Source organism: Clostridium cochlearium, from assembly GCF_900187165.1.
GTDB classification, from domain to species: Bacteria; Bacillota; Clostridia; order Clostridiales; family Clostridiaceae; genus Clostridium_G; species Clostridium_G cochlearium.
This window is the reverse complement of the sequence record NZ_LT906477.1, coordinates 553071-571165: the sequence shown is the minus strand read 5'-3', so window position 1 is coordinate 571165 and position 18095 is coordinate 553071. Positions and strand designations below refer to the sequence as shown.

Genomic DNA, 18095 nt, shown 5'->3' with positions numbered 1-18095 from the left:
ATTAACTATATGGTATCTTTTATTGGGTTAAAATGAATTACGCCCTATTTACAATAGTATTACATATTGGTTACAATATATATTTTATAGCTCCTCCTGGTCCTAGTGGGATATTGAATATTATAAATACTATTAAAAGCAGTGTCCAAAATATACCAAAAACCAATGAGTATGGAATCATATTAGAAATTATAGTTCCCATGCCTGCTTTCTCATCGTATTTTCTTACAAAGGCTAATAAAGCAGGGAAAAATACAAATAGAGGACTTATAGGATTAGTTATGGAATCTCCTATTCTAAATGCCATTTGTGTAACTGCTGGATTATATCCTAATATTAAGAACATAGGCACAAATATAGGTGCCATTATAGCCCATTTAGCAGAGGCACTTCCTACAAATATATTTATAATAGACTCTAATATTATGAATCCTACTATTACCCCTATACCTGTAAATCCTGAATTTTTTAATAAGGTTGCCCCTTTAACCGACATTACAATTCCCATGTTACTCCAATTAAATAATGCTATAAATATAGATGCCATAAATGCTAATACTATATAAGAGCTTAAATCCTTCATAGCATCTCCCATCATTTTTACTAAATCCTTATCACTTTTTATACTTCCTGTTATTTTACCATATACATATCCTGGTACTAATAACATTAAAGTTATTATAGGAATTAACCCCTGCATAAGAGGCGACTCCCAGGCTAGTAGAGAACCTGTTTCTGGATCCTTCATAAGTGCATTTTCTCCTATACTTAAAAATACTACAATTAATGTCATTGCAATTAAGGTTATACCTGCCCAAAATAATCCCTTTTTTTCTTTTTCATTTATGGATTTTTCTTCTGTTATATTATTAAAATTATTATATCCTTCTTTTTCAAATCTAGGTGCAATTATCTTTTCTGTTATTAAAACACCTATTACAATTAATAGTATAGTGGAACATATCATAAAATATATATTCATAGCAGGAGTTCCTTTATAATTTGTATCTATCATTTGAGCTGCTGGTATTGTAAAACTAGCTACCAAAACATCTGTCATATTTACAATTAAATTAGCAGAAAAACCACCTGCTACTCCTGCATAAGCTACAAACATTCCAACTAAAGGGTGTCTTCCCATACTTAAAAATAGACTGGCAGCTAAAGGTGGAAGTAATATAAATCCAGCATCTCCAGCCCCATCTGCTAAAATACATACTAAAAGTACTGTAGCTGTTACTAAAGGTTTTGGCACTTTTTTTATGGAATTTTCCATAGCTGCAGACATAAGTCCAGACTTTTCTGCTACTCCTGCTCCTAACATAACAACAATTACCATACCTAGAGGTGGAAACTGTTGAAACTTATTCACACTTTCTGTTAATAATTTAGTTAACCCTTCCCTAGATAAAAGATTTACTATAGATACACTTTCATTATTAGAAGGGTTTATAACAGTAACCCCTGAAGCTAGATTTGATATTATCATTATTCCTATACATAATATAAAAAATATAGTTACCGGATCTGGCATTTTATTGCCTACTATTTCTATTTTATTTAGTATCTTATCTAATTTTGATTCCTTAATTTCTTCTTTTTCTATATTAACATTTTGCATGACTTTTCCTCCTTTATTACTCTAATTCACTAAAGTATTATTCAAAAAATTAATAGCTATAGTTGTTAATGATTCACAAGCTATAAGCAAATTCTTATCGTCCCATTTAAATTTTGAATTATGATGAATTACTTCCTCATCTTTTTTTATTCCCACAAAAAACATTACAGAAGGAACTTCATTTGTAAAAAACGCAAAATCTTCTGATCCTGAATATGGTCTTTTGCATTCTAATATTTTATCCTTTCCATACGTATCTTGTAAAGTTTTTTTAGCAAGCTCTGTCATAGATTTATCATTCATCACCGTTGGTGCAAAACTAAAAAAGTCTATTTCATAGCTTCCATCATAAAATTTTGTGGTATAATCAATAATTTCTTCCATAGAATTTTTAATATATTCTTTTATAGAATTATCAAAAGTTCTAAGTGTTCCTAAAATTTCCACATTATCTGGTATTATATTATGGCTTTCTCCTCCATGTATGGCTCCAAAAGAAAGTACTATAGGTTGAAATGAATCTATTTTTCTACTTATAAAGCTTCTTATATTATTTATAACTTGTACACTAATCTCTATAGGATCTATACATAAATGTGGTGTAGAACCATGTCCACCCTTTCCTTTAATTGTTATCTTAAAATCATCGCAGGATGCCATTAAAGGTCCTTCTTTAATTTCAATATGCTCTTCTTCTACTGAACCCCATAGATGACAAGCTATAGCTCCATGAACTTTAGGATTTTCTAAGACCCCCTGTTCTATCATTTTCCTTGCTCCACCTTCTCCTTCTTCCGCTGGTTGGAAAACTAATTTTATATTACCATGAAGCTCATGTTTAATTTCATTTAATACCATAGCTGTTCCCAAAAGTGCAGCTGTATGTCCATCATGACCGCAAGCATGCATAACTCCTGGTACTTTTGATTTATATTCCACATCTGCTTCTTCATTAATCAAAAGTGCATCCATATCCGCTCTTATTAAAAGAGTTTTTCCTGGATATTTTCCTTTAATTAAAGCAACCACCCCTGTTCCTGCCAAATCTTCCATAGAGTCCACATTCATTTTCCTTAATTCTTCTTTTATCTTTTGAGATGTTTTAAATTCCTTAAAACCTATCTCAGGGTGCATATGAAAATGATGTCTCAATCTAACCATATCCTCATAGTATTTATTGCAAAGTTTTTTAATTAGATTTTTTTCCATATAAGTCACCTTCCCCTTAAAAAATTATTTCCTTCTATTCTACTATAAATAGATATTTTTGTAAATACTTTATTATGATAAATTATTAAAGTATTGAAAATGGAAGATGATTGACATCTTTTCTCCACCTCATTACATTTGACAGAGGACAGAGGATATTTGATTGATATTTTTTCTCCTCCATTGTTACGAAAAAATTTTGATTATATAGAATATTTACGTTTAGCTAAAGCTAAACTTTTTCTAAAATACCTTCAATGTTCCGCAAAGCTGAACGAGTTTTACATAGTGCAACTATCTGCCTTATCTAATAAAATTAAAGTTCTTCCGACGCTAGGAGGAAGAACCTCATTAATTATTCATTATTCATTATTAATTCTTCATTAATCTAAGGGCTTCTTCCCCAATTATCCTTATTCCCTTTTCTATTTCTTCTAGGGAATTTCTTGAAAAACCTAGTCGTAAGGTGTCTTTTCCTCCATCATCTATATAAAACATATCTCCTGGAGTGAATATAACCTTTCTTTTGAGGCAGGCTTTTAAAAGATCTCGTGAATTTATGTTTTTTAATTTGACAAATATATAAAGACCTCCGTCACCTAGAATATATTTATATGGAATTTCCTTCTTACAAAGTTTCATTATATATTCATATTTTTCTCTATATATAGTCTTTACTTTTTTTACATACTTTTCAAAAGCTCCACTATTCATATATTCATAAAGTATTCCTTGGTCTAAAAAAGAAGTATGTATATTTCTGCTTCTTTTTACGCTTTCCAATATATTTATTAATCTTTTGTCTGCTAGAATCCATCCTATTCTCATACCGGGAAAAAGTATTTTAGAAAGGCTGCCTATATATATAATTGAATTTTCTTCTCCGCTTATGGCAGAAATTGGAGCTATATGAGTTCCTGAGTGTTGAAGTTCTTCATTAAATCCATCTTCAATTATTGGCACATTATACTTTTTTAATATTTCATAAAATTCTTTTCTTCTACTAAAAGACATAACTGTACCTGTGGGATTGTGATAAGAAGGAATTACATAACAAAGCTTAACTTCATTATTTTTTAGTTTATTTTCTAATTCATTTAAATTTATACCTTTTTCATCTATAGTAACACCTAATATATTAAGTTTATGAAGTTTCATAAGCTTAATTGCTGTATTATGAGTGGGATTTTCACATATTATTTTGTCACCTTTATTTAAGAGAGCTGAAAGTACTATATCAAAACCTTCTGTAAATCCATTGGTAATTAATATATCCTTATCTTTTACATTTACACCTTTTTCACTCATATATTCTAAAAGATAATCTATAAGTGGCTTATATCCCTTAGCATATCCATAGTTTAATATTTTCTCCCCTTCTAAGGATATTCTATTTAAAAAAGCCCTTTTTAATTCTTCTACGTCAAATAAATTTTCATCTGGTGCTATGCTTTTAAAAGAAATCATACCTTTTTTGTATAATGCTTCAGTTTTCATTATATCTAGATCTTCTGACATTTTTGCGTATTCATTTATTTTACTATCCCAATGTATTTTCCAATCCTTATTTTCTTTTATCTCTATTTCAGCTACAAAGGTTCCTTTTCCTCTTTTTGTGTAAACCAAATTTTCTTCTTCTAAAAGCTCATAGGCTTTCATTATGGTATTTCTACTTAAAGTAGTCATAGTTGCCATTTCCCTTGAGGAAGGTAGTTTACTTCCTGGTGGCATCATTTTGTTTTTTATAATTTCTTTTAAATATTTATATATTTCTTCATAGGCTATTTGTCCATCTTCTATATGGAAAATAGGGAACATTTTACCACCTCAAAATTTATATTACTTAAGGGAAAGTTCTATTATATTATCTAGAAGTTCACTAAAATCTAAGCCATGAAATTTTGCACTTTTAGTAAAAAGGCTCTGCTTAGTCATACCTGGTAAAGTATTTATCTCTATTACATATATTTCTTCCCCTTTTATAATCATATCAATTGCTCCATAAACCTTCAACTTAAAAATTTCCCAACACTTCTTGCTTATTTTTTCAACTTTATCTTTTAAATTCTGTGAAAGACTAGCAACCTTTTCCTCTGCTAGTCCCTCAAAATATTTAGCTTTGTAATTAAAAAATTTCTCTTTTGTTTTTATAGATAATATAGGAAGAGGTTTGCCATCTAACATACAACAGGTAATTTCTTCTCCCTCAATATATTCCTCTATTAAAACTTCTTCATCAAACTTAAAAGCTTGTTCTACAGCTTTTACTAATTCATCATCTTTTCTAACTATACTTATACCTATACTAGAACCACCACTGTTGGGCTTTACTATTAAAGGGTAACCTATATTTTTAATTTTTTTTAAATCTATATCTTCATCTTTATATAATACTATCCACTTAGGAGTTTTAATACCTTCCCCTTGTAATACTTTTTTACTCATATTTTTATCCATACAAAGAGAACTTGCCAACACCCCTGAACCAGAATAAGGTACCCCCATAGTTTCTAAAAGGGCTTGAACCTTTCCATCCTCTCCAAAAGTACCATGTAATGCAATAAACGCAAATTCCAAACATTTTATTTTATCAATTAATCCGAATTTTGTATTTATGGGTATAGGAAGTATTTCATATTTATTCTCATCTAAATTTTCTATTATGTGTTTACCTGTAAGATTTGATATTTCTTTCTCTGTGGATACTCCCCCCATAATTACTCCTATTAGCATAAAAAATTCCTCCTAAAAAAACATTAATACAGTATTATTGTATTAATAACACTGTATTAATGAAAGAACCACTTATATGTATTTTTCTATAGCATGTGGATTTTATAATAATTTATTCTCTCTTAAAAACGATATATTTTTATAAAGTCTAATTCCATTTATGAAAAAAATCAACATACTGCATATTAAAATAAATTTTCCCAACCCCTCTATATCCTTTATATAATTTCTATTCACCATAATAAAAGCAATTACTAGCATACTTAATATGTTTTTTAATACATAATAATAATACAATTTCTCTTCTTTAAAATAAACATCTTTTACATAGCTCTCTAAAAAAATAAATATGCACAATGCTAAAGTTAAAACTATTAAAATCTTTCCCATAAAAACCCCCCGATATGTTGTTAAAATTAAAATTTTAACAACAGTGAATAATGAACAATTATTGATATTTTTTCTCCATTGTCATTACGAAAAAATTTTAATTGTATGACTTATATATTAAGTAGTTCTTAACTAAATAAGTGATGTTCAGCAACGCTGAACGAGTTTTCCATAGTGCAACTATCTTTAACAGATCTAATAAAATGTAAGATTTTCTGTAGCAAAGCAGAAGAAAATCCTCCTAAATTGTTCATTATTCATTGTTAGTTGTTCACTAATTAAAGTTGTTCATTATCCATTATATTATGGCTTTCTTTCCTAATCATTACTAAAATCTTAACTTTTGCTTAATTCTTGTTTAGATTTTAATTTATTCACCTATTTAATAATTTTTCATAATATAATAGTGTAGTTTTTAAAAGGAGAGATTTAATGTACTATAACAAATTTAATTGCCCTTTTTATCGTCAAAGACCTGGTGGATTTCCCGGTGGTCCTATGGGACCTGGCGGTTTTCCTGGAGGGCCAGGAGGTCCAAACAGACCACCTATGGGACCACCTCCATCCTTTACCCCAGAAAAGCCTAAATCTTTTGATGGGATACAAACCAAAGCTGTTGATCCCGGTTCTATAAGACCTTGTAGATTTAGATTTGTTTATATTTGGCCAGAAAGAGGCCGTCCATTTTGGATGTTTGTAACCTTTGTCGGTCCAAGATCCGTTGCTGGCTGGAGATGGAATGGATTTTCTTGGTCATATTTTGGCATAGACATAAATAGAATCGATTCCTTTATGTTATATTTATTTATTTTTATTTAACATCTCACCAATAGCAGCTATGCTTCCTAAACTAGATAAACTTTCGTTTGGAAGTATAAGTTTATTTGCTGGATTCTTAGCCATTTCTTGAAGAGCTTCTACTTGTTTTAATGCTATTACTGTTTCATTAGTTCCTGATTCTAATATAGAAGCGTTTACTAATCTAACAGCTTTAGCTTGTGCTTGTGCTACAGACTCAATAGCTTGAGCTTTACCTTCTGCTTCCAATATTTGAGATTGTCTAAGTCCTTCTGCCCTTCTTATGTTAGCTTCTTTTTCAGCTTCTGCTTGAAGAATTTTAGCTTGCTTATCACCTTGAGCTCTTTCAATTTCACTTTGTTTTTGGCCTTCTGCTTGAAGAATTGCAGCTCTCTTATCCCTTTCTGCTTTCATTTGTTTTTCCATAGCTTGTTGTATTTCTGCTGGTGGAATTATATTTTTTATTTCTACTGATAAAATCTTTATTCCATAAGCATCAGTAATTTCATCAACTACTCTTAAAAGCTCATTGTTTATTTTATCTCTTCCCGATAAAACTTCATCTAAAGTCATATTACCTACTATATTCCTCATATTAGTTATAGTTGAATAAACAATACCAGATTTATAATTTTCTATATTATATACAGCATCTTTTGCATTCATAACTTTATAGAATATAACATTATCTATAGATATTCTAACATTATCTTGAGTTATAACATTTTGAGGTTCTATATCAAGTATTTGTTGCTTTGTAGATATCTTTTTTCTCACAAAATCTGCAAATGGAATTGTAAAATGCCATCCTGGTTCTAAAACCTTATAAAATTGTCCAAACCTCTCCACGATATAAAGACTACCAGTATTTACAATCTTTATTGATGATAATACTGACGCCAATACTATTACTAATAGTATTATCAATATAATTTTCCCTATCATAAATTTGCCTCCTCATATTTTTTTAATATAAACTTATTTCCATCCAAAGCTATTATTTTAGCTTTTTCACCTTTGTTTATTAGCTCACCTTTGTTTATTACAGTCCAGTATATTCCATCTATCTTTATAAGTTCCTCTTCTTTAACATCCTTTTCTACAGTTATAATTCTATTTACATAATTTTCTCCCATAGGTAAGGTTTTAGGCACACTTTTTTTTATAGTCTTCTTAACTATAGGATAACCTATTGCTAATAGAATAACACTAGTAAATATAAAAGCTATAAATTGTACTGAGAAAGCATATCCTAAACCACTGATTATCAAAGCTACTATAGATCCTACAGTAAACCATATAAATAAAAAGCTACTAGTAAATATATCTATAAGTATTGCAACTGCGCCTATAACTATCCAAAGTAAAATTTCCCCATACATGTTTTTCCTCCTCTCCACATAAAGCAATGAAAAAAGGTATTTGAATTAATGTGTTAATTATTTATAATTAAATTAAATGTCTTTATAAAAATTATACACTATATAGAATATTTTTTATAGCATTAATATTTATATAATTGTACTTTTAAGGATATCTTAAGAATGTATATAACAATTGGAGGTAAATTTATGAATTTTTTAAAAGAACAATATAAGCCCTATGAAGATTTTTTAAATATAGCATCTGCCTGCCCTATTACAAATGTAATGGATATAGAGTTTAATTTAACTAATATAAAAGAATGTATAAATGATGCCATAAATAAAAAAGTTAAGTATATAATTTTTCCAGAACTATCTATAACATCCTATAGTTGTGGTGATTTATTTTTTAATGGACAATTATTAAATTACTCACTAAAAGCTATAGAAGAACTTTGTCTATTTTTAAAGGATAAGGATATTTTAGTATCCATTGGAGCACCTTTATTACATAAAAATTCTCTTTATAATTGTGCATTCATTATACACTATGGAAAAATTTTAGGAGTAGTTCCTAAATCCAATGTATGTTCTAGTGAACAAAGATGGTTTTCTTCTGGATTTAAAATTAAAAATGAATATGTAACCACCTATTTTCAAGAAAATATACCTTTTGGAATAGATTTAATTTTTGAAAGTGGAAAATTTAAGTTTTCCTTTGTATTAGGTGATGATTTTAATAATCCTATTTCCTTAAGTAATTATCTCTGCATACAAGGAGCTAATATAATAGGAAATTTATCTGCCTCTAATGAATTAGTAGGTAAAAGTGAAAAAAGAAGACATTTTATTAAAACTTATACAAAAAAACTTTCCTGTGGATATATTTATTCTTCCTGTGGAGTATACGAATCCACCACAGACTTAGTTTACAGTGGTCATTTATTAATCGGAGAAAGTGGTTCCTTATTGAAAGAAAATAAAAGATTTAAAAGAGAAAATGAAATAATAATATCTTCAATAGATGTTGATAAACTGATATTAAATAGAATAAAAAATACTAATTTAAATGAGTATTCAAACCTATGTCCTTTTGATTCTAGAACAATAAATTTTAGTTTTAAAAATTTACAGGAATTCCATTTACAAAGAACTATAAAAAAATATCCTTTCTTACCTTATAACGAAAAATATAATAGGTTAGAAGAAATATTTAACATACAAGTTTCTGCCCTAGCTAAAAGGTTAGAACATACCAATCTTAAATCTGCAGTTATTGGTATATCTGGAGGCCTTGACTCTACTTTAGCTCTATTAGTAACAGTTAAAACTTTTGAGCTTTTAAACCTAGACCTTAAAAACATAATTGCCATAACCATGCCAGGATTTGGAACAACAGATAGAACCTATAATAATGCTATAAGCCTTTGTAAAAAGTTAAAAATATCTTTAAGAGAAATAAATATAGTAAAATCATGTCTTCAACATTTTGAAGATATAGCTCATGACCCTAATATACACGATGTAACCTATGAAAATGTTCAAGCAAGAGAAAGAACTCAAATACTTATGGACATAGCCAATAAAGAAGGAGGATTAGTTGTAGGCACTGGTGATTTATCTGAAATGGCTTTAGGTTGGTGTACCTTCAATGGTGACCATATGTCTATGTACGGCGTTAATGCATCTGTACCTAAAACTTTAGTAAGGTATTTAGTAAAACATGTTGCCCTAGAACAAAAAGATAAAGAAATTTCCTCTATACTGTTAGATATATTAGATACTCCTGTAAGTCCTGAGCTTCTTCCTAAGGATGCTAAGGGAAACATATGTCAAAAAACAGAAAATATAGTAGGACCCTATGAACTTCACGATTTTTTCCTTTATTACTTTATAAAAGGTTTTGATGTTAAAAAAATATATTATCTAGCTTGTGAAGCTTTTAGAGAAGATTATAAAAAAGACATTATAGAAAAATGGTTGAAATTCTTCATAAAAAGATTTTTCACTCAACAATTTAAGCGTTCTACTGTACCTGATGGACCTAAAGTAGGAAGCATTAGTCTTTCTCCAAGGGGAGATTTTGTAATGCCTTCTGATGGAAGTTATAACTCCTTTTTATGATAAATATATATAGATAGTTATAAAAAAAGAGCTGTGGCACTAAGGAATTTACATATAATGCATTGTAGTATTATTCCTAATGTAACAGCTCCCCTTTTTAATTATAATTTTTCAGGTTCTTCATACTCTTTTCCAAAGGTATCTACAGTTATTTCCTTTATCTTTTGCTCTTCTAAAGGTTTATCCATAAAATCTGTTGGTTCATCTACTATTTTAAAAGCTACATCCAATCCTTCTGTTATCTTTCCAAAACCAGCATATTGTCCATCTAAATGAGGTGCTTCTCCCACCATTATAAAAAATTGACTTCCTGCTGAATCAGGGTGCATAGCTCTTGCCATGGATAAAACTCCCTCTTCATGCTTAAGTGAATTTGGGAATCCATTAGCTGAAAATTCTCCTTTAATAGAATATCCTGGACCTCCAACTCCTGTTCCCTCTGGACAACCTCCTTGAATTACAAAGCCAGGTATTACTCTATGAAATATTAATCCATTATAAAAACCTTTATTTATCAAACTTATAAAATTTCTAACAGTATTTGGAGCTATTTCAGGATATAATTCCCCCTTCATAACATCCCCATTTTCCATTGTTATAGTAATTATAGGATTTTTCATTTAACTCTCTCCCTTATCTTATGTTATTTTGTTAATTATACCACTTTTTATTATTTAGTACTTTCTTTTTTTACAGTATTTAAAAAAACTTCTATGTCTTCTTCCTCTTTTTTTATTCTCTCCTCATTCATGTCTCCTCTACCCAATCTATCACATTTCGATAAAAGAGCTATTTCTTCTGGTGAACATTCTTTTTTCATGGAATCTATATCAGCAAATCTCATCTTTTTAGCTACAAATAAAGGTTGCATATGCCATCTTACTAAAGCCGCAACTTTTTTTATAAGATCCTTATCTTGTGTAAATTCTTCTAAAAACTTTATAGCTAAAAATTCTCCCTCTTTATCATGATTATAAGAAGTTATTTTCCCCCTTCTTATTTTAGTAGTAGTGCCTTTACCTATATCATGTAACAGTGCTGACCACATAAAAGCCCTACTATCTTCACTTAGTTCTTTACTCTTAGCTGCTTTATCCACCACCATCATAGTATGATTCCAAACCGTACCTTCTGGATGATGAGTTAAATTTTGATCAGTCTTTTTTAAGTTTTCCAAAAGATTAAAAGGATATTCCTTTAAAACACCTTCTTCACTTAGTTCATTTAAATATTTAGAAGGATTTTCATCTTCTAACAAATGTTTCTCTATATTTTTAAATATATCTATTTTATTTTCCATAATTTATATTTACTCACTCCTTTCTTTAACTTTTGAGAATGTTAGTTAAACCTAAAATACCTTCAATGTTCAGCAAAGCTGAACGGGGTTTCCATAGTGCAACTACTTTAACAATTCCAATAAAATTATAATTTTTCTGAGCATAGCGAAGAAAAATCTCCTTAATTGTTCATTATTCATTGTTAGTTATTCATTGATTAAATGCTATTCATTGTTAGTTATTCACTAAACACGTTGTTTTTATTATACTTAAAAATCAAAAACTCTTAAAGAAAAACTTTAAGAGTTTTTGATTAATTATATTTACTTTTTAAGTTTTTCATTGTAGAACTTAATAGCATTATTTACTCCACCAGTAACTCCTTCTGTACTTACAGTAGCTCCTGTTACAGCTTCTACTTCATTGTCTTTTACTGGTGGATTTTTAACCACTTCTAATCTTTCTTCCACAGATTTATTTAAAAATTTCTTTGTAAAGTCTTCTTCGTGTATTACATCTCCAATTCCTTCTGTTTCACTATCTGCTACTACTTTTACAAATACAATTTTACCATCATTAGAGATACCTACCATGGTTTGAATTTCATTCATTCCTGCACCTAAACCAGTTATAGCATATCCTAAAAGTTCTTCTCCTTTATATATACCTTTAACTTCTTTAACATTTTCAGTTAATTCGACTTCTACATCTTTCATACTATCAGCTTCAGGTATTATATCCTTAGCTTCTAATGGTTTTTCCTCTTCTTCTTTAACTTCTTCTCCTAATACATTTTCTTTATAGAATTTTATGGCTTCGTTTACAGCTTTAGTTACACCTGTAGATGTAATTGTAGCTCCTGTTACAGCTTCTACTTCATTGTCTGCTGAAGGAGTTGTTTTTACTATTTTTAATTCTTGTTCTATAGGTTTACCTTTATATCTTCCCATAAAACTTTCTTTTTCAACTATATCTCCAATACCTGGAGTTTCTGCATGAGAAACTATTTTTAGTCCACCTATTTTTCCATCTTTAGTTATTCCCACAGTCATTTTCAATGGTCCCATACCTTGAGCATTTGATATTATAGCATGTCCTACTAATTCACCCTTTGAATAAACTTCATATGCTGAACTTATTGGGCCATTCTCCTCTAATTTAACATTCATTTCTTTTGGTTCATCTGCATTTAATCCTGGTAATATTACGTCTAATTGCAAACTTTCCTTCTTCTCAATAGCTGCTATAGTGTCTTTAGTTGCATCATATGTAAGTCCTAATATTCCTCCACAAACAGCGGCTATTAAACATAAGGTTATTATTCCTTTTAAACTATTCTTCATTTTTCCAATTACCTCCTAACTACTAAATAACTATTTAATACAATTATAAATGCAATTATACTTAAATTAAGAATTATAAAATTCTTTTCATTATATACTGTTCAATCATTCCTTTTCCTTATAAAATTAAAATAATTAATAAAAAAACCTATCCTTTTTTTACATGGCTCTCCTCCTTAAACTCTACAAAATATATATATTTTTATATATATATACATATGTTAATATATTAGCAAATTGATTGTCAACATTATTTTAGGATTTAGCACTCATTGTATAAAAAAAGAATAGGTTTGTTCAAATTTTATATTTTTATAATTTTTTTATTCAAATTTCATTTACTAGATTTGCCATTTCTATTGCAGTACAAGCTGCCTCGTATCCTTTGTTACCTGCTTTTGTTCCTGCTCTTTCTATGGCTTGCTCTATGTTTTCTGTAGTTAAAACACCAAATATTACTGGTACTTCTTCATCTAAAGTAACTTTAGCTATACCTTTAGATACTTCACTTGATACATAATCATAGTGAGTAGTAGCTCCTCTTATAACAGCACCTAAACATATTACTCCATCATATTTTTTGCTTTTAGCCATTTTTTTAGCTATTAACGGTATCTCAAAAGCTCCCGGCACCCAAGCTATTTCTATATCTTTTTCATCTACACCATGTCTTACAAGAGCATCTATAGCTCCATCTAAAAGTTTTCCTCCTATAAATTCATTAAATCTTCCTACAATTATACCAAATTTTAAACCTTGCCCTATTAAATTTCCTTCTATTATATTCATTTAATATTCCTCCCAATTTTATATATTAAAAATGTAGTAAATGACCCATTTTTTCTTTTTTAGTTTTTAGGTAAAATTCACTTTCCTCATTTTCGTGAATTTCTAGTGGAACTCTTTTTACTATTTCTATTCCATAACCAGATAATGAAGTTATTTTCTTAGGATTGTTTGTCATAAGATTTATTTTTTTAACTCCTAAATCATTTAATATTTGAGCCCCTATTCCATAATCTCTTAAATCAGGTGGGAAACCTAAAGCAATATTAGCTTCCACAGTGTCCATACCCTTATCTTGAAGATTATAAGCCTTTAATTTGTTAATAAGACCTATTCCTCTTCCTTCTTGACGCATGTATACAAGAACTCCTCTTCCTTCTTCACTTATAGCTTTCATAGCTGCTTCATATTGATATCCACAATCACATCTTACAGAACCCAGAGCATCCCCTGTAAGACATTCTGAATGCATTCTAACTAGTACATCTTCTCCATTTTCTATATCTCCTATTACAAGAGCTACGTGGTGTTCACCATTTATTTTATTTTCATAGCCTATTATTTTAAATTCTCCCCACCTTGTTGGCATTTTAGCTTCTACAACTCTTTCTACTAGGGTTTCTTTCTTTCTTCTATAAGCTATTAAATCTGCTATATTTATAATTTTTAAATTATGTTCCTTAGAATATTCCATTAATTGAGGAAGTCTTGCCATTTTTCCATCTTCCCCTACAATCTCGCAAATTACTCCTGCTGGATAAAATCCTGCAAGTCTTGCTAGGTCTACAGCAGCTTCTGTATGTCCTGCTCTTTTTAATACTCCACCTTCTCTTGCTTCTAATGGGAAAACATGTCCTGGTCTTTTAAAATCCTCTCCCCCTACATTGCTGTCCAATACTTTTGATATGGTATGAGCTCTTTCATAAGCTGAAATACCTGTAGTAGTATCCACAGAATCTATGGATACTGTAAAAGCTGTTCCATTAGTGTCTGTATTTATATCCACCATTTGGTTAAGATTTAATTCCTTTAATCTTTCTCCAATTATAGGCATGCATACTAATCCTCTTCCATATTTAATCATAAAATTAATATCCTCAGGAGTTACCTTTTCTGCTGCCATTAAAAGATCTCCCTCATTTTCTCTATCCTCATCATCTACCACAATAACCATTTTTCCTTCTTTTATATCACAAATTGCCTCTTCAATACTATTAAATTTAAACATTTTTAACACCCCTTTATTTTTAGTGAATAGCTTTAATTAGTGAATAGTGAACAACTATGGATAACTTTTCTCCACCTCATTACATTTGACAGAGGACAGAGGACAGAGGACAATTAATGATATTTTTTCTCCACTGTCGTTGCAAAAAAATTTTAATTATATAAGATCTTTAGGTTTAGTTAAAACTAAACCTTTTATCAATGAATAATGAACAATGAAGAATGAATAATTATGGTTATTTTTTCTGAGTGTAGCGAAGAAAAATCTCCTTCATTCTCCATTCTCAACTTTCCATTTTCAATTACACCTAAGCTCGCGATGTTTAGCGAAGCAAACCAGCCAACAAAACAAAATGTAAGATTTTCTGTAGCAAAGCGGAAGAAAATCCTCCTTCACTATCCTCTGTCAATTGTCCTCTGTCCTCTGAAAAAGTTCATTGTTAGTTGTTCATTAAATAAATCCGTTGTTTTTCAAAAAGTCCATATCTATTTTACTTTCTTTCTCTTCATGATTTTTAAAATTTAAAATTTTCTCCACGTATTTTCCTATTAAATCGCATTCTATGTTTAAAGTGTCCCCTACTCCCTTTTTTAATAGGGTAGTTTCTTCACTGGTATGGGGGATTATGGAGACTTTAAATAGCTTTTCATCTACATAAGCTACGGTTAGACTTACACCATCTAAGGCTATAGAGCCTCTTTCTATTACATACTTTAGAAGTGTTTTTTCAGGTTCTACTGAAATCCACCAAGCATTTCCTTCTTTTTTATATTCCTTTATAATACCTTCTCCATCTATGTGTCCACTAACTATGTGTCCACCTAATCTTCCTGTAGGCTTTAGTGCCCTTTCTAAATTTACTAAACTGCCTTTTTTAATATTTTTTAAACTACTTTGCCTTATAGTCTCTGGCATTACATCTACAGTAAAACTATCCTTGGAAAAATCAGTAACTGTAAGACAAACTCCATTAGTGCATATGCTATCTCCTATATTTACATCCTCTAAAACCTTTTTAGCCTTTATTTTTATACTATAAGCACTTTTCTTTTTTTCTATATTCTCTATACTTCCTAATTCCTCTACTATACCTGTAAACAATAAAACACCACCTTTTTATAATGAATAATGAACAACTTTAATTAATGAACAATGAATAATAAATAATGAACAATTGTGGTTATTTTTTCTCCATTATCATTACGAAAAAATTTTAATCGTATGATTTATATATTAAGTAGTTCTTAACTAAGCCAGCGATGTTTAGCGAAGCAAACGAGCCCTTTGTTTAATGAATAATGAATAACGAACAATGAATAATTGTGGTTAGCTAAAGCTAAACTTTTTAAAATTAAATAAACCTAAGGCAGCTTCGATGTTCAGCAACGCTGAACGAGCTTTCCATAGTGCAACTATCTTTAAAAGATCTATAAAATGTAAGATTTTCTGTAACGTAGTGGAAGAAAATCCTCCTTAATTGTTCATTATTCATTGTTAGTTGTTCATTAAATAAAGCCTTCTATCAAAATATCTTCTTTAAAATTTTTAATGGATAAATTCTTTAGTTTTATACAATCCTTAACATACTTTGTCCCTTCTCCTTCTACAGGTGTTTTGCTGTTTTCTCCACCTAGTATTTTTGGAGCTATGAATATAAGAGCTTTATCTACAATTCCTTCTTTTAAAGCTGAATAGTTTAGTGTTCCACCACCTTCTAAAAGTACGCTGTCTATATTAATTTCTGCTAAATAGTTAACAAGATATTGTAAATCAATTTTTCCATCTTTTTCTGGTGTAATAATTATTTTGGCTCCTATTTTTTCAAATTCTTTTCTTTTTTTTTCTTGAATTTGTGAAGTAGTTGCTATAAAAGCATCTCCTTCTTCTTTAAAAATCCTTGCATCTAATGGTGTTCTTCCTTTGCTATCCACAATAATTCTTGTGGAATTTACACCTTTTCTATCTTTTAATCTTGTGGTTAAAGAAGGATTGTCCTTTATAATTGTATTTACTCCAACCATTATGGAGCTTACTTTATTTCTAATTAAATGCACATATTCTCTTGAATCTTCTCCTGTTATCCATTTGGAATCTCCTATGGGCGAACATATTTTTCCGTCTAACGTTGATGCCCATTTTAATATACAAAAGGGTTTTTTGTGAGTTATATATTTTATAAATATTTCATTTAATTTCCTGCATTCATCTTCTAAAACTCCAACTTCTACTTTTATGTTAGCTTTTTTTAATATTTCTATACCTTTTCCTGCAACTAAAGGATTAGGATCTTTCATGCCTATTACTACTTTTTTTATTCCCTTTTTAATTATGCCCTCTACACAAGGAGGAGTCTTTCCATAGTGAGAACAAGGTTCTAAATTTACATATAAAGTACCACCTTTGGGATCCTCTTTACAATTTTTAAAAGCATCTATTTCAGCATGAGCTTCTCCAAATTTTTTATGGTATCCTTCTCCTATTACCTTTCCGTCCTTTACTATAACTGCTCCTACTAAAGGATTAGGATTTACATATCCTTCACCCAAGTGTGCTAGTTCAATTGCCATTTTCATATAAATTTCATCCAAATTCATCATCTCCTTTTCATTGCATCCTTCAAAGATAACGAAAACATTGTGAAATTCATGTTACTAAAAACATATAAAAAACCCTGAAAGAATTAATTCTTTCAGGGTAAAGTAATCTTACCTAATACATTCTAAAAAAAGTAATATAATTTAAATTAGCAACATAAATATTAGAAACTATATAAGTGTACGCTAATTAGAACGTATATGTAATTTCCTTCTTTCATCCAGACTTTAACTGTCGGCCCTGGAATTTCACCAGATCTGCCTTACGGCTCGTGGGCTTTACCACCGGTATGGAATCTCACCAAACCCTGAAGGATGTATAAATATTCAATTTATTTTCTATTTGTAGCATATCACCTTTTTATTTTTATGTCAACAAATAAAAAAACTGCGACGCATTTTTTTACAGAGGACAGAGGACAATTGACATAGGACAATTAAGGAAGGTTTTCCTCCGCTTTGCTACAGAAAATCTTAAATTTTAAATATCCTGAAGCTCAGCTAAAGCTAAATGAATTACTAATATATAACCTACTTTAATTGTTTACTATTAAAACTAGCGACTATGTCGCAAGCCGATAGGCCGTTGATTAATGAATAATGAATGCGATAGCTTGTCTTAAAT

General features: G+C 29.7%; 16 protein-coding genes and 1 riboswitch. Of the genes, 2 read left to right on the top strand and 14 right to left on the bottom strand.

Features of this window, described 5'->3' with window-relative positions:
- Positions 1 to 70 precede the first annotated feature (70 nt).
- The 5 genes from CKV72_RS02765 to CKV72_RS02740 form a co-directional block, all read right to left on the bottom strand.
- Complete coding sequence (locus CKV72_RS02765) at positions 71 to 1621, bottom strand: AbgT family transporter (protein ID WP_089863229.1); 1551 nt, start codon at positions 1619 to 1621, stop codon at positions 71 to 73.
- 21 nt (positions 1622 to 1642) lie between these two features.
- Positions 1643 to 2830 carry a M20 metallopeptidase family protein gene (locus tag CKV72_RS02760; RefSeq protein ID WP_089863231.1) on the bottom strand — a complete coding sequence of 396 codons (1188 nt, stop codon included), beginning with the start codon at positions 2828 to 2830 and terminating at the stop codon, positions 1643 to 1645.
- 372 nt (positions 2831 to 3202) lie between these two features.
- The gene (pdxR, locus tag CKV72_RS02750; RefSeq protein ID WP_089863235.1) at positions 3203 to 4648 is read right to left on the bottom strand and encodes a MocR-like pyridoxine biosynthesis transcription factor PdxR; all 1446 of its coding nucleotides are present in this window, start codon (positions 4646 to 4648) and stop codon (positions 3203 to 3205) included.
- 21 nt (positions 4649 to 4669) lie between these two features.
- A complete protein-coding gene (locus CKV72_RS02745; protein WP_089863237.1) occupies positions 4670 to 5563 on the bottom strand; it encodes a D-alanine--D-alanine ligase in 894 nt (297 codons plus the stop codon).
- 102 nt (positions 5564 to 5665) lie between these two features.
- Positions 5666 to 5953, bottom strand: a complete 288-nt coding sequence (locus CKV72_RS02740) for a hypothetical protein (RefSeq protein ID WP_089863239.1) — start codon at positions 5951 to 5953, stop codon at positions 5666 to 5668.
- Between the two features lie 432 nt (positions 5954 to 6385).
- Here CKV72_RS02740 and CKV72_RS02735 point away from each other — a divergent pair, with 432 nt between their 5' ends.
- Entirely contained in the window at positions 6386 to 6772 is a 387-nt protein-coding gene (locus CKV72_RS02735; RefSeq protein ID WP_095177415.1) for a hypothetical protein, read from the top strand.
- On the opposite strand, the gene CKV72_RS02730 is transcribed toward CKV72_RS02735, so the two are convergent.
- A complete protein-coding gene (locus CKV72_RS02730) occupies positions 6755 to 7696 on the bottom strand; it encodes an SPFH domain-containing protein (protein ID WP_089863243.1) in 942 nt (313 codons plus the stop codon). The genes CKV72_RS02735 and CKV72_RS02730 overlap by 18 nt on opposite strands.
- Complete coding sequence (locus CKV72_RS02725) at positions 7693 to 8133, bottom strand: NfeD family protein (protein ID WP_095177414.1); 441 nt, start codon at positions 8131 to 8133, stop codon at positions 7693 to 7695. Before CKV72_RS02725 ends, CKV72_RS02730 begins: the two co-directional genes overlap by 4 nt.
- Positions 8134 to 8322: 189 nt before the next feature.
- Between CKV72_RS02725 and CKV72_RS02720 the strand changes: the two genes are divergently transcribed.
- On the top strand, positions 8323 to 10239 hold the full coding sequence (locus CKV72_RS02720; RefSeq protein ID WP_095177413.1) for an NAD(+) synthase: 1917 nt from the start codon (positions 8323 to 8325) through the stop codon (positions 10237 to 10239).
- 101 nt (positions 10240 to 10340) lie between these two features.
- On the opposite strand, the gene CKV72_RS02715 is transcribed toward CKV72_RS02720, so the two are convergent.
- The 7 genes from CKV72_RS02715 to ribD form a co-directional block, all read right to left on the bottom strand.
- Positions 10341 to 10859, bottom strand: coding sequence for a peptidylprolyl isomerase (locus CKV72_RS02715; RefSeq protein WP_089863249.1), 519 nt, complete (start codon positions 10857 to 10859; stop codon positions 10341 to 10343).
- A 50-nt stretch (positions 10860 to 10909) separates the two neighbouring features.
- Positions 10910 to 11539 carry an HD domain-containing protein gene (locus CKV72_RS02710; RefSeq protein WP_095177412.1) on the bottom strand — a complete coding sequence of 210 codons (630 nt, stop codon included), beginning with the start codon at positions 11537 to 11539 and terminating at the stop codon, positions 10910 to 10912.
- A gap of 303 nt (positions 11540 to 11842) precedes the next feature.
- The gene (locus CKV72_RS02705; RefSeq protein WP_089863254.1) at positions 11843 to 12862 is read right to left on the bottom strand and encodes an RnfABCDGE type electron transport complex subunit G; all 1020 of its coding nucleotides are present in this window, start codon (positions 12860 to 12862) and stop codon (positions 11843 to 11845) included.
- Between the two features lie 327 nt (positions 12863 to 13189).
- Positions 13190 to 13651 (bottom strand): 6,7-dimethyl-8-ribityllumazine synthase, encoded by a 462-nt coding sequence (gene ribH / locus CKV72_RS02700; protein ID WP_089863256.1) that lies wholly within the window; start codon positions 13649 to 13651, stop codon positions 13190 to 13192.
- Between the two features lie 25 nt (positions 13652 to 13676).
- Positions 13677 to 14876 (bottom strand): bifunctional 3,4-dihydroxy-2-butanone-4-phosphate synthase/GTP cyclohydrolase II, encoded by a 1200-nt coding sequence (locus CKV72_RS02695; RefSeq protein ID WP_089863258.1) that lies wholly within the window; start codon positions 14874 to 14876, stop codon positions 13677 to 13679.
- 450 nt (positions 14877 to 15326) lie between these two features.
- Positions 15327 to 15977: a riboflavin synthase gene (ribE, locus tag CKV72_RS02690; protein ID WP_089863261.1), complete on the bottom strand. Its 651-nt coding sequence runs from the start codon at positions 15975 to 15977 to the stop codon at positions 15327 to 15329.
- Positions 15978 to 16381: 404 nt separating this feature from the next.
- Entirely contained in the window at positions 16382 to 17470 is a 1089-nt protein-coding gene (gene ribD / locus CKV72_RS02685) for a bifunctional diaminohydroxyphosphoribosylaminopyrimidine deaminase/5-amino-6-(5-phosphoribosylamino)uracil reductase RibD (protein ID WP_176760118.1), read from the bottom strand.
- Positions 17471 to 17675: 205 nt separating this feature from the next.
- A riboswitch (FMN riboswitch) is annotated at positions 17676 to 17790 on the bottom strand.
- Positions 17791 to 18095 lie beyond the last annotated feature (305 nt).

Bases quoted from the DNA above. Each gene is read 5' to 3' on its own strand.
- CKV72_RS02710 (WP_095177412.1), bottom strand. From the start codon at position 11,539: ATGGAAAATAAAATAGATATATTTAAAAATATAGAGAAACATTTGTTA.
- CKV72_RS02735 (WP_095177415.1), top strand. From the start codon at position 6,386: ATGTACTATAACAAATTTAATTGCCCTTTTTATCGTCAAAGACCTGGT.
- ribD (WP_176760118.1), bottom strand. From the start codon at position 17,470: ATGAATTTGGATGAAATTTATATGAAAATGGCAATTGAACTAGCACAC.
- CKV72_RS02725 (WP_095177414.1), bottom strand. From the start codon at position 8,133: ATGTATGGGGAAATTTTACTTTGGATAGTTATAGGCGCAGTTGCAATA.
- CKV72_RS02760 (WP_089863231.1), bottom strand. From the start codon at position 2,830: ATGGAAAAAAATCTAATTAAAAAACTTTGCAATAAATACTATGAGGAT.
- ribH (WP_089863256.1), bottom strand. From the start codon at position 13,651: ATGAATATAATAGAAGGAAATTTAATAGGGCAAGGTTTAAAATTTGGT.
- CKV72_RS02705 (WP_089863254.1), bottom strand. From the start codon at position 12,862: ATGAAGAATAGTTTAAAAGGAATAATAACCTTATGTTTAATAGCCGCT.
- CKV72_RS02730 (WP_089863243.1), bottom strand. From the start codon at position 7,696: ATGATAGGGAAAATTATATTGATAATACTATTAGTAATAGTATTGGCG.
- CKV72_RS02720 (WP_095177413.1), top strand. From the start codon at position 8,323: ATGAATTTTTTAAAAGAACAATATAAGCCCTATGAAGATTTTTTAAAT.
- pdxR (WP_089863235.1), bottom strand. From the start codon at position 4,648: ATGTTCCCTATTTTCCATATAGAAGATGGACAAATAGCCTATGAAGAA.
- CKV72_RS02765 (WP_089863229.1), bottom strand. From the start codon at position 1,621: ATGCAAAATGTTAATATAGAAAAAGAAGAAATTAAGGAATCAAAATTA.
- CKV72_RS02740 (WP_089863239.1), bottom strand. From the start codon at position 5,953: ATGGGAAAGATTTTAATAGTTTTAACTTTAGCATTGTGCATATTTATT.
- CKV72_RS02695 (WP_089863258.1), bottom strand. From the start codon at position 14,876: ATGTTTAAATTTAATAGTATTGAAGAGGCAATTTGTGATATAAAAGAA.
- CKV72_RS02745 (WP_089863237.1), bottom strand. From the start codon at position 5,563: ATGCTAATAGGAGTAATTATGGGGGGAGTATCCACAGAGAAAGAAATA.
- CKV72_RS02715 (WP_089863249.1), bottom strand. From the start codon at position 10,859: ATGAAAAATCCTATAATTACTATAACAATGGAAAATGGGGATGTTATG.